General features: G+C 33.9%; 12 protein-coding genes. 1 reads left to right on the forward strand and 11 read right to left on the reverse strand.

The window, feature by feature from the left end:
• Window positions 1-82 precede the first annotated feature (82 nt).
• The 4 genes from HM984_RS14420 to HM984_RS14435 are packed head-to-tail and all read right to left on the reverse strand — an operon-like array spanning window position 83 to window position 4036.
• Complete coding sequence (locus tag HM984_RS14420) at window positions 83-1165, reverse strand: bifunctional 3-deoxy-7-phosphoheptulonate synthase/chorismate mutase type II (protein WP_115812248.1); 1083 nt, start codon at window positions 1163-1165, stop codon at window positions 83-85.
• Between the two features lie 21 nt (window positions 1166-1186).
• Window positions 1187-2038, reverse strand: a complete 852-nt coding sequence (locus HM984_RS14425; protein ID WP_179349658.1) for a prephenate dehydrogenase — start codon at window positions 2036-2038, stop codon at window positions 1187-1189.
• A gap of 31 nt (window positions 2039-2069) precedes the next feature.
• A complete protein-coding gene (locus tag HM984_RS14430) occupies window positions 2070-3212 on the reverse strand; it encodes a pyridoxal phosphate-dependent aminotransferase (protein ID WP_179349659.1) in 1143 nt (380 codons plus the stop codon).
• Window positions 3209-4036, reverse strand: a complete 828-nt coding sequence (locus HM984_RS14435) for a prephenate dehydratase (protein ID WP_179349660.1) — start codon at window positions 4034-4036, stop codon at window positions 3209-3211. Before HM984_RS14435 ends, HM984_RS14430 begins: the two co-directional genes overlap by 4 nt.
• A gap of 359 nt (window positions 4037-4395) precedes the next feature.
• Here HM984_RS14435 and gldA point away from each other — a divergent pair, with 359 nt between their 5' ends.
• Complete coding sequence (gldA, locus tag HM984_RS14440) at window positions 4396-5289, forward strand: gliding motility-associated ABC transporter ATP-binding subunit GldA (RefSeq protein WP_179349661.1); 894 nt, start codon at window positions 4396-4398, stop codon at window positions 5287-5289.
• A 200-nt stretch (window positions 5290-5489) separates the two neighbouring features.
• Here gldA and HM984_RS14445 read toward each other — a convergent pair whose 3' ends face one another.
• From HM984_RS14445 to HM984_RS14475, 7 genes are all read right to left on the reverse strand, one after another.
• Window positions 5490-6233 carry a head GIN domain-containing protein gene (locus tag HM984_RS14445; protein ID WP_179349662.1) on the reverse strand — a complete coding sequence of 248 codons (744 nt, stop codon included), beginning with the start codon at window positions 6231-6233 and terminating at the stop codon, window positions 5490-5492.
• Window positions 6230-7321, reverse strand: coding sequence for an acyloxyacyl hydrolase (locus tag HM984_RS14450; RefSeq protein ID WP_179349663.1), 1092 nt, complete (start codon window positions 7319-7321; stop codon window positions 6230-6232). The genes HM984_RS14445 and HM984_RS14450 overlap by 4 nt, the downstream gene beginning before the upstream one ends.
• A 256-nt stretch (window positions 7322-7577) precedes the next feature.
• Window positions 7578-7907, reverse strand: coding sequence for a 2Fe-2S iron-sulfur cluster-binding family protein (locus HM984_RS14455; RefSeq protein WP_179349664.1), 330 nt, complete (start codon window positions 7905-7907; stop codon window positions 7578-7580).
• Complete coding sequence (locus HM984_RS14460) at window positions 7907-8956, reverse strand: NAD(P)/FAD-dependent oxidoreductase (protein ID WP_179349665.1); 1050 nt, start codon at window positions 8954-8956, stop codon at window positions 7907-7909. Before HM984_RS14460 ends, HM984_RS14455 begins: the two co-directional genes overlap by 1 nt.
• 3 nt (window positions 8957-8959) lie before the next feature.
• Window positions 8960-9538, reverse strand: coding sequence for a precorrin-2 dehydrogenase/sirohydrochlorin ferrochelatase family protein (locus HM984_RS14465; protein WP_115812230.1), 579 nt, complete (start codon window positions 9536-9538; stop codon window positions 8960-8962).
• Between the two features lie 2 nt (window positions 9539-9540).
• Complete coding sequence (gene cobA / locus HM984_RS14470) at window positions 9541-10320, reverse strand: uroporphyrinogen-III C-methyltransferase (RefSeq protein ID WP_115812228.1); 780 nt, start codon at window positions 10318-10320, stop codon at window positions 9541-9543.
• A 10-nt stretch (window positions 10321-10330) separates the two neighbouring features.
• Window positions 10331-12418, reverse strand: a complete 2088-nt coding sequence (locus HM984_RS14475) for a ferredoxin-like domain-containing protein (protein WP_179349666.1) — start codon at window positions 12416-12418, stop codon at window positions 10331-10333.
• Window positions 12419-12425: the final 7 nt, after the last annotated feature.

A 12425-nucleotide genomic window follows, 5' to 3' on the forward strand; every position in this document is an offset into this window, starting at 1 on the left:
ATCAAGTATCTTAACAATAAAACCAACATGATTAAAAATTAAAAGGTCGCCTAAATTGTTTTTAGACGACCTCTTTTTTTATTTAGTTATTTATAATCTTTTCTTGATGGATAATTGATTCTTGGTGAATCGCTTTAAACATTTTTAAAATAAATTCTTCGCTCAGCCCTCTTTCATCTCCTTCTAATACCATTTTACCTAAGATTTCGTTCCAACGTTTATTTTGTAACACGGCAACATTCTTTTCTTTCTTAAGTAACCCGATACCATCAGCAACTTTCATACGTTTGCCTAACAAATCAATAATCTGGTTATCTACAACATCTATCTGAGCTCTTAAATTATTAAGTTCAGAGTTGTATTCTGCTTCAGGATCTGATTCTTTTCTAATCTTCAAATCTTTCATAATCTGAACAAGACTACTTGGTGTTACCTGCTGTGCAGCATCACTCCATGCATTTTCAGGATCGAAATGCGTTTCGATCATTAAGCCGTCAAAATTAAGATCTAAAGCCGTTTGAGACACTTCTAAAATCATATCTCTATTTCCTGTAATATGAGAAGGGTCATTAATTAAAGGTAAATCTGGAAATCTGTTTTGAAACTCAATCGCCAATTGCCATTCTGGTATATTTCTATATTTCGATTTTTCATACGTTGAGAATCCTCTATGTATGGCTCCTAAATTTTTAATTCCTGCAGAATATAACCTTTCAATACCTCCTAGCCATAACGATAAATCTGGATTTACTGGATTTTTAACTAATACAATTTTATCAGTGCCTTCTAAGGCATCAGCTATTTCTTGCATTATAAATGGACTCACTGTAGAACGTGCTCCAATCCATAATAAATCTACATCATACTCTAAGGCTAATTTTACATGCGCTGCGTTTGCAACTTCTGTACAGGTTTTCATTCCTGTTTCTGCCTTAACTTTTTGTAACCATTTTAGACCTAAAGCTCCTACTCCTTCAAAATTACCTGGACGTGTTCTTGGTTTCCAAATACCTGCTCTATAGTAATTAACATCAGTATCTTTTAGCTCGTGTGCTATTCTTAATACTTGCTCTTCTGTTTCTGCACTGCAAGGACCTGCAATTACTAATGGATGATCTAGATTCATATCATCCAACCAAGTTCTCATTTCTTTCTTGTTTTCCATTTTTGCTTTTATTCTTAATTACTATTGTATTCCGTTTAATATATCTTTTATGTGATTTGTTTTTTCCATTTCGTTATAAACAGCTTCAAAATCATTGTCTTCCATCAGCTGTTTAAAATGCTTTAGATTATCAATATATTCATCTAAAGTCTCTATAACATTAGCTTTGTTTTGCTTAAAAATTGGTGTCCACATCGCTGGCGAACTTTTTGCTAAACGCACCGTACTTGCAAATCCACTGCCTGCCATATCAAAAATATCGCGTTCATTTCTTTCTTTATCAATCACCGTTTTACCTAACATAAACGCACTGATATGCGATAAATGTGACACATAAGCAATATGCTTATCGTGTGCTTTAGGATTCATATAACGGATACGCATTCCTAAATCTGAAAACAACTTTAATGCTTTTTCTTGAAGTTTGAAGGCTGTTTCCTCAACTTCACATATAATATTCGTCTTGTTTTTATATAAGCCGTGAATCGCTGCTTTTGGTCCAGAATGCTCTGTACCAGCAATAGGATGCACTGCTAAATAATTTCTTCGCTTCGGATGATTTCTTACTATATCGCAAATATCTTCTTTAGTAGAACCTGCATCAAAGACAATAGTATCATCTGAAACATGCTCTAAAACTTTAGGTAAAACCTCTAAAGTTGCGTCTACCGGAATCGCTATAATTACAATTTCTGCTTTATTTAAATCTTCAAAATTTGCTTTTTCATCAATAACTCCTAATTGCAAAGCCTCTTCAAGATGTGCTTCAGTTGTATCAATACCAAAAACCTTACATTCTGGATGCAACGCTTTTATATCCAACGCAAAGCTTCCTCCAATTAATCCTACTCCTATGATAAAAATATTATTCACTTTTAACTTTTTAATTCTCACTGCTTATTAATTATACTCTCGCAATAGCCTCTTCAATGACGTCTTCTGACGCACATAATGAAAACCTTACATAGCCTTCTCCATTACTGCCAAACACAGTTCCTGGCGTAATAAATATAGAATGCTCTTTTAATACTAAATCTGTAAATTCTTCAGATTTTAAATGTGGTGGTAATTTTGCCCAAACAAACAACCCGGAAGCATGCTCATCATAAGTACAATTAAGTCCTTTGGCTAATTTCCATACCAATGCTCTTCGCCTTTGATAGACACTATTTAAACTTTTAAACCACATTTCCGAACATTTTAAAGCTTCAATAGCTCCTTTTTGTATGCCATAAAACATACCCGAATCCATGTTACTTTTTACGCGCAAAACAGCACTTATAAAATCGTAATTACCAACTAACATCCCAACACGCCAGCCCGCCATATTAAAGGTTTTGCTCAATGAATTTAGCTCCAAACAGACATCTTTGGCATCCTTGTATCTTAAAATACTTACGGGTTTATCATTCAGAATAAAACTATACGGATTGTCGTTTACTATTAAAATATCGTGTCGTTTTCCAAAGGCAATCACCTTATCATAAAATTTATTAGTTGCGTTTGCACCTGTTGGCATGTGCGGATAGTTAATCCACATAATTTTAACTCGTTTTAAATCTAAACGCTCTAAAGCAGCAAAATCTGGTTCCCAATTATTATCTTCCTTTAAGTCGTAAAATACCGGCTTTGCTTCCAAAAGTTTAGTTACCGATGCATATGTTGGATACCCAGGATTAGGAATCAACACTTTATCACCTTTATTTAAAAAAGCCATAGAAATATGCATTATACCTTCCTTGCTTCCCATTAAAGGCAATACTTCTGTTTGCGAACTTAAATTAACCTCGTAATGCGTTTTATAAAAGTTTGCAATTCCTTCTCTCAGTTCTGGCAAGCCCTGATAACTTTGATATTGGTGTGCTTTTTCATCTATTAAACTATCTTGAAGCAACATAGACGCTTTAAAAGGTGGCTCTAAATCTGGACTCCCAATACCTAAATTAATAATGGGTTTGCCTTGAGATTTTAAAAGCGCCACTTCTCTTAACTTCTTAGAAAAGTAGTATTCTTCAACATTTTGTAATCGTTTTGCAACTTCTATCATTGTCTTGCATTTTTATATTCTCCCAATATTTTAAAATTCTCTGCCATTAAGCCTATAATAGACTTCGCCTTATCGTAATCTTTATAATCCGTAAAAGTAACATCCACGAAAAACGCATATTTCCAAGGGGTATCAATTTTTGGTAATGATTGTATTTTGGTAAGGTTCAGTTTACAATCACTCAACACATTTAACAAAGCTGCTAAACTGCCGCGTTTATGATCTAATTCAAACTTTAAAGATGCTTTATTAATATGAGCGTTATCAGTATGATTATTTTCACGTCTCACAATAACAAAACGCGTTTCGTTATGTTTTATAGTCTGAATACTTTCTGCTAAAACATTAAGACCATATAATGCTGCCGCATTTTTACTCGCTATGGCTGCAATACCTTTTAAATTTTGCTCTGAAATTTGTTTTGCAACATCAGCTGTATCTTTAGCTTCCACCAATTTTATATGCGGATACTCTCTAAAAAACACCTTACATTGTAATAAAGCCATAGGGTGTGAATGTACCTCTAAAATATCCTCAATAGATTGATTACTTAGCGCCATTAAACTATGCTGAATATCTAAATAGCATTCACCAACAATACTTAAATTATGATTATCAATTAACGCATAATTAGGAATAATTGATCCTGCAATAGAATTTTCTAAAGCCATTACAATTTCATCCGTTTGCTCCTCTAGTAGTGTATCAATAACACTATCAAAAGTCATACATTCCACAACCTCAACTTCACCATTAAAATAATGCTGAACAACTTCGTGATGAAATGATCCTTTAATTCCCTGTATTGCAATTGGTTTCTTCAAAATTTATTAATCTTATTATATTCTAAAAACAGTTCAACAGTTATCAACTTCTAAAAAATTGGCATAAAAAAAGTCCCGATTAAATCGAGACTTTTAAAACTATATTTTAAATAAAACATACTCAGTCTCGTTCCTTTAGCTAAAAAAGAAATAAAACCAGTTATAATATGCTCTAGATATGTTCATATTCATTTTCCACATCAGTGGAAATCTTTAATTATAGGGCTAATGTAATTATTATTTTCACAAATCAAAATTGTTGAATTAGTTTTTTCCAAATAATTGCAAAGTTTTAAAGAATTAACAATAATTGCATTACAATATTCGGAATTAACTATTTTTGAATAAATTATATCTGTATGTCAATCGAAGTTTCAAACATTACCAAATTATACAAAGATCAGAAAGCACTTAACAATGTTTCTTTTAAGGTAAATGATGCAGAAATCGTTGGTTTTCTGGGTCCAAATGGTGCTGGAAAGTCCACTATGATGAAAATCTTAACCACTTATATTGAAGCTTCTGAAGGTTCTGCAAGTGTAAATGGGTTTGACGTGACTTCAGAAAAGAAGAATGTACAAAGTAGTGTTGGGTATTTACCAGAGCACAATCCGCTTTACACCGATTTGTACGTTAAAGAATATTTGAATTTTAACGCGAATGTTTATGGCACGCCTAAATCGCGCATTGAAGAGGTTATAGAATTAACGGGATTAAAGCCAGAAGCTCACAAAAAAATAAGTCAACTTTCTAAAGGTTACAGACAACGTGTTGGTTTGGCAAATGCGTTGTTGCACAATCCTGATGTGTTAATTTTAGACGAGCCTACAACGGGTTTAGATCCTAATCAATTAGTAGACATAAGAAACCTCATCAAAAGCATAGGTAAAGAAAAAACAGTGTTTTTATCTACGCATATTATGCAAGAAGTTGAAGCCATGTGCGACCGTGTAATTATCATTAATAAGGGAGAAGTGGTTGCCGATAAATATTTGAAAGATTTACGAGATGGCCAAGAACAAATAGTGATTGTTGAATTTGACTTTAGAGTTGAAGATGCTTTTCTTTTAAGGCTACCAAAAGTAAAATCTGTAAAAAACACGTACGGCTTTGTTTATGAAATTACCTTTTCTACAAAAGACGATATGCGCTCACATGTATTTGATTTTGCACACGATAATGAATTAAAAATTCTACAATTAAATCAGAAGAATGCGAGCTTAGAGAGTTTATTTCAAGAATTAACGAAATAGTTAAACGGTGGAGGTTATAATTGAGTTTGTTTTTACAGCAATTTTTGAATCTTTACCAAAACTTATAGGAACCTCTTTACGTTGGTGTTATTTCTTAGGAACCAAAAGTTTCGGAACCGTTTTTAGCGAGAATTGGAACAAACACATCGGTTTTCTAGCAATTAGTGTTGTATTAGTAATTTTACTGAGTTCTTAATTAATTATTGAAACATCAAACGTCCAGTATAGATAATCTCAACATCTACAATTGCTGGTTCATTAACTGAAATTAAATCGCCTGTACCTCTAAGATTCCCTGTTAACGTTTGCTGAGGATTAACAACTATATCATTACTTCCGCGATGGTAAACATGGACGTTATCCGCCCATAAATTTTCACCTTCAAAACGACCAGCACCTGCATAAAACCCTACAAACAAATCATCTACTGCGCCTTCAATATAAAAAAATGACAGGTTATTGGATTCTATATTCAGACTTTCAGAATTAATATTGAGCCTAAAATCACCAACGGTAAATTCATTTTCTTCATTATAGTCTTCGGAAATCAAAGTCAACGTTTCATAATTTAAAATCCCATCTGAAGAAATATCATATTGTGTAGATGTTCTTATTTCAGTAAGCGTAGGTGTTTCCACATATATTTTGGTAATACCATAATCTCTTACATAGTTACAGGAATTATTATCCGTTAAAATCAATCGATCTCCAACCACTTCCACTGTAACATCGTTCATTAAATTTTCACCCGTTTCAATTGTGACTTTATAATCTGGGCCCTCTTTAATAATTAGTTCAACATCTTTATGAACAAGAATACGTTGAAAACTAGATATTGAAACCTCTTGTTGAATGATGCTTCCTGATGTTTGAAAACAATTGTTAGCATCTTCGCTATTACAAGCTAATATGAACAAGCTAAATATGTAAACTAATTTTCTCATAATCTAACGCCTATTCCGAATTCTACAGCTTCTGCTTTTGCACCATGTGATTTCAAGGTTACGGCGCCGAAAAGATTTTTTCCGAAGTACCGTTTTAAACCTATTCTTATATACGTTCTACCTTCAAAATCAAATGGATAATACACATAATAACCTAATTGTGATTCTACCGACATTCTATTGATAAATAATTCATGTCCCACAAAAAGTCCGACACGTTTATAATCTTCATCTCCACTTACATTTTCTTCAGGAAGTGAAACGGATTGGTAATAGATCAATTCTTTTAAAAAGTTGGAGAAAAACACATCTGCACCAAACTGAATGGCACTTACATGGCTTAAGCGTTTGTCTGCATAACCAGATAATACATAAAATGGAAATTGCCCACTACCAATGACATCACTTTCATTGATCCCAGATCTAAACGCAAAATTATATTTTATGTTTTCGGTGAATTTTTCTTCATCAACAGTTTCAACAAATTCATTTTCCTCCGCCTCTAGTTGATAGTTTAGTCCCAAATTGAAAGCTATAGTATTTACACTTGTGTTGGGTGCCTTAACATTGGCGTTAGAATAATGTATTAAAGTAACACCCGTTTGAATACCAAAACGATTAAAAATTCGCTCTTTTTTATAATTAAGCATTACATAGGTTGAACTTAAAATATCAGATCCAAAAGCTACATTCTTTGGGTTTTCAATCTTATCATAAGGATTAGTAGAATAACTTAATCCCTGTCCTATCCGCAACATGGCATTACGTTTAAAAAAATAAAAATTATAGTGCGCGTAGAGACCATAATTATCACCTAATGTCTCATTTTTTAAATCTTGATAAATAAAAGATGCCCCATAATCTGGATAATTATAACGTTGTTCCCAAGCTTCGTTTCCAAATGTTTTTTTATTCCAACTAAAAATAAAACCTTCTGGATGGCCTTTTATTAAGTGTGCAATACTGTTATTGTGAAGTGCGATATTGCCAGCAAAATAATTGAGATCAAAGTATGTATTATCTTTTTCTTGTTGTCCATAGAGCACTATAGACATTAGTAATAAAATTGAAGATAACAGATTTCGCATTGGCAATTATTGAGGTGCAAAAATAGTCAATAATTACAATTAGACACTTAGGTAAGGGACAGGACTTTACACAAACAAAGTAGCGATTAACGCTATGGCTGTTAACACTAAAAGTTGCAAAGCAAATCTAAAATCTGATTTATACTTATTTATTAATTTCATGATTACGGGCTTAATAATAAAGTGCAAATATCTAACTAAATGAATATTCTTCTGTTAATTAAAACCTAAGAAATTGTTATCTATTTAATCCCTTTTAGGACTCTGGCGCCAATTCTATTTCTAAGCCATTTAAAATATCTGAAATCGGAATTTGACAACTCAGTCTGCTATTATCTTTTACATTAAAAGCTTCAGATAACATCGCCTCTTCTTCGTCTTCCATTGTATTTAACTTATGCGCTGAGTTCACATAACATTGACAAGAGGCACACATTGCCATACCACCACAAATTCCGATTGTTCCTTCTGGTGCCAACTCATAAGAACGTATTACCTCCATTAAATTCATGGCCATGTCTGTTGGAGCTAAAATGGTGTGCTTTTCACCATATCGGTCCGTAATATGAATGGTAACATCTTGCATTATACTATTGCCTTTACGACTGCTTTTGGTGATTCTTTTCTTGTACCATCAAAACCATTTATACCACTTACGGTTGTATATTTTAGAACAAATTTCTTTCCTGGATTTAATCTTTTGTATGCTGATTGACACATTAAGGTGGCTTCATGAAAACCACAAAGAATTAATTTTAATTTTCCTTCATAGGTATTGACATCGCCTATGGCATATATACCGGGAATATTCGTTTGGTAATCTACTGTATCTACCTTAATTGCATTCTTTTCAATCTCCAATCCCCAATCTCCAATTGGCCCTAATTTTGGTGATAAACCAAAGAGTGGAATAAAAGCATCTGCCTCTATAATTTGAGTGTCTCCATCTTTAGTCACCGCTACTCCTTCAATTTTATGCTCACCGTGAAGTCCTGTAATTTCAGCTGGTGTAATGATGTTTATTTTGTTGAGCAATTTTAATTCTTGAACACGTTCTACAGAATCTAAAGCCCCTCTAAATTCATTTCGTCGGTGAACCAAAGTCACTTCTGAAGCGACATCTGCTAAGAAAATACTCCAGTCTAAAGCAGAATCTCCTCCGCCTGCAATTACCACTTTTTTATCGCGATACACTTCTGGATCTTTAATAAAATATGCTAAACCGTTATCTTCATAGATAGTGATATTTTCTAATTGTGGTTTTCTTGGCTCAAAACTTCCTAAACCACCAGCAATAGCTATAATTGGAGCGTGATGTTGTGTGCCTTTGTTTGTCGTTACAATAAAACTACCGTCCTCTAAAGTCTCAATGGTTTCTGCACGTTCACCTAAAGTAAAACCAGGTTGAAATTGTTTGCCTTGTTCTAATAAATTAGCGGTTAAATCACCGGCTAAAATTTCAGGAAATCCCGGAATATCATAAATCGGTTTCTTAGGATATAATTCGGAGCATTGACCACCAGGTTGGGGCAATGCATCAATTAAATGGCACTTTAATTTTAGCAATCCAGCTTCAAATACTGTAAATAAACCTGTTGGTCCTGCTCCTATAATAAGTATATCTGTTGTAATCATAATCTACATTTTTTCGACTAAACCTTTAGTGAATTCGTTTAATTTTTCAACTTTCTGCTCGAAGTCTCCTTTAATTGTTTTTCTATATATATTGAGATTCTTTACTAAATCATCAATATTTTCTGGTATGACATCTTCAAAAAACTGACGTAATCGTTTGGCTGTAGTTGGTGATTGTCCATTAGTGGAAATCGCCACTTTTACATTGCCTTTTGTGACGATGCCTCCCATATAAAAATCACAATATGGCGGGTTGTCTGCCACATTAACCAATTTGTTTTGCGAGCGACAATCCTTATATATTTTGATATTTACTTCGGGCTGATCTGTTGTTGCAATCACCATATGATGCCCTTTTAAATAGCCGTTTTTATAAATATCGTCAACACGTTTTACGTTTCCGGTGTTAGCAATTGCAATCGTTCCTTCCCTATACATTGGTGATACCATAGTGACATTTGCATCTGGACTCGATTTTAAAAGAAACGTTAGTTTTTCTTCTGCGACATTGCCACCTCCCACAATCAAAACATTGAGGTTTTTAGCTTTTAAAAAGATGGGATATAAATTATTCCGTTCCATAACTAAGCCGTTTGTTTTTGTATATTATACTGTGCTAAATCTGCTTTAGTATAAATATCTGTGAGATCGACGCGCTGATTTACAACTTCGCCGATAATAATAATTGCAGGATTAGATAATTGTTTGTCTTTAACAATAGCTTCGATATTAGACATTTTACCAATACCTACATTTTCATTTGGTCTTGTTCCATTTTGAATAATAGCAATAGCTGTTTCAGACTTTCCTTCCTTAGAAAAAATTTGAACAATTTCAGAAAGTTTACTCATTCCCATTAAAATAACCACAGTAGCTGTCGATTTTGCTGCTAAAGCAATATCTCCAGAAATTTCATGAGATTTTGTGGTTCCTGTAATGACCCAAAAACTTTCAGCGGCATTCCGCTTCGTTAATGGAATACCTTGATACGCTGGCACTGCAGCCGATGATGAAATACCTGGAACAATAGCCACTTCAATGGCATATTCTTTAGCATAATCTAATTCTTCTGCACCACGACCAAAAATAAAAGGATCACCTCCTTTTAAACGCACCACATGACCAAATCTTAAAGCGCGTTGCACTATTAATTCGTTAATTTGATTTTGCTGATACGCATAACACCCTTTTCGTTTACCAACAAAAATTAACTCTGTATTTGGCGCGGCATATTGTAACAATTCTACATTTACAAGTGCATCATACATAATGACATCTGCAGACTTTATGGCTTTAATGGCCTTTACAGTAATTAAATCTACATCTCCTGGGCCTGCGCCTACTATGGTTAATCTTGGTGTCATACTCTTTATTTTATGCAACAACTTGTCTATCTCTAAAAGCTCTGACACTTTTTAAAAATTGTTCTGCTGCGTTTATATAATTATTGGCAAAGTCTTTAGTTGGCGGAAATACTTTGATTTGATAAATAAGATCTGAAAAAGATGTTCCTAATTCTATTTTTTTAGTTTCTACAAAAAGTTCATCAAACTGTGAAATAATACCAGCTTGGGTGTTAGTGCTGATATTTTCTGAAAGCAAAATGGCTTTTGCTGAATTTACCATAGAACGATACGCTTCATAAATCGCACTCGAATATACTTTGTTAGTATACGCCTCTTTTGATTCTTCAATTTTCTCATCGCTTTCTAGAAATAGTGTGGCGATTAAATCGATAACAACTCCGGCACACTCACCTATTCCGATGGCTTTTACATATTGTTCTTCTGTTCCCCAATCAATAAAATCTTCTTGAGTCAAATTTTCAGTGTCCGATAAATCCGTTAACAAGTGATAGAAATACTTTTCGCCTTTTTCTTTGTAATAGTCGACGAATTGTTTGCCTTCCGCATTTGCTTCAAAATCGTTTAGTATTCTTCTTAAAGCGTCTGGTCCTCTTCTACTCGGAATTTTAACCACCTTATCAGCAAAATACGCATTTCCGTTTCCTAAGTTTCCACCTCCTAAAAGCACTTGCAATGCCGGAGCTACTAATTTATCTTTCGTCCGAATTGACATGCCTTGAAAACCAATATTTGCCATATTATGTTGTCCACAAGCATTCATACAACCACTGATTTTAATCATTAAATCAGAATTTTCGAGATATTGAGGGTACTCCGTTTTAATAACACGTTCTAATTCTTCGGCTATCCCTGTACTACTTGCAATCCCTAAGTTGCAAGTATCAGTACCAGGACATGCTGTTATATCGACAGCTTTATTATAACCCGCTTCAACGAAACCTAACTTCTCTAATTCAACATAAAAAAATGGCAACAAATCTTCTTTTACAAAAGGGATTAAGATGTTCTGACGTAAACTCAATCGCAATTCACCTGCAGCATAGTGCTCAACCAAATCGGCTAATAAGCGTGCTTTATCAGTGTAGAAATCACCCAATAAAACTTTGATTCCAATGGCAACATACCCCTCTTGTTTTTGAGGAATTACATTGGTCGATTTCCATAAATTATACGCCTCCGTATGTTTAATTTCTACATTTGGAGCCGTTACAGAAACTGGTTTTGATACCTTATAATTTGAAGTATCAATCGTTACTGATTTAAATTCTATGGCATTTTGTTCGTCTTCAACCAAGACTTTAAACGCGTCTAATCCTAAATCTTTAATGAGGAATTTAAGTCGTGCTTTGGCTCTACTTTTACGTTCTCCATAACGATCGAACACTCGCAGAACTCCTTCCATCAACGGAATAATTTTATCTGACGGTAAAAATTCATAAAACAAATCGGCATGTCTTGGTTGTGATCCTAATCCGCCACCTAACATTACCTTAAAACCTTTAACTCCATTTTCAATTTTGGCGATAAAACCTAAATCATGCATGTACGATAACCCTGTATCTTCATCTGATGCTGAAAAGGATACTTTAAACTTTCGACCCATTTCTTGACAAACAGAATTCCGTAAAAAGAACTTGAATAAGGCATCTGCATAAGGAGAGACATCAAAAGGTTCGTTAGTGTCAATACCGGCTGTTTCAGATGCTGTGACATTTCTAACCGTATTACCACAAGCTTCTCTAATAGTGACATCATCGCGCTCCAATTCTGCCCAAAGTTCTGGTGTTCTATTAATATCCACGTAATGAATTTGAATATCTTGACGTGTTGTAATATGCAATCGACTTCTAGAATATTCATCTGAAACTTCAGCAATACGGCGCAATTGATGACTCAAGACTTTACCATAAGGTAATTTGATTCTAATCATTTGTACACCTTCTTGGCGTTGACCATAAATTCCTCTAGCCAAACGAAGGCTTCTGAATTTTTCTTCGTCAATTTTCCCCTTTTGAAAAAGCTCAATTTTATTGGCTAATTCAAGGATATCCTTTTGTACTACTGGATTTTCTAATTCTGTTCTAAAACTCTGCATCTGTTCT

This window comes from Winogradskyella pacifica (genome assembly GCF_013403915.1).
Lineage (GTDB): Bacteria > Bacteroidota > Bacteroidia > Flavobacteriales > Flavobacteriaceae > Winogradskyella > Winogradskyella pacifica.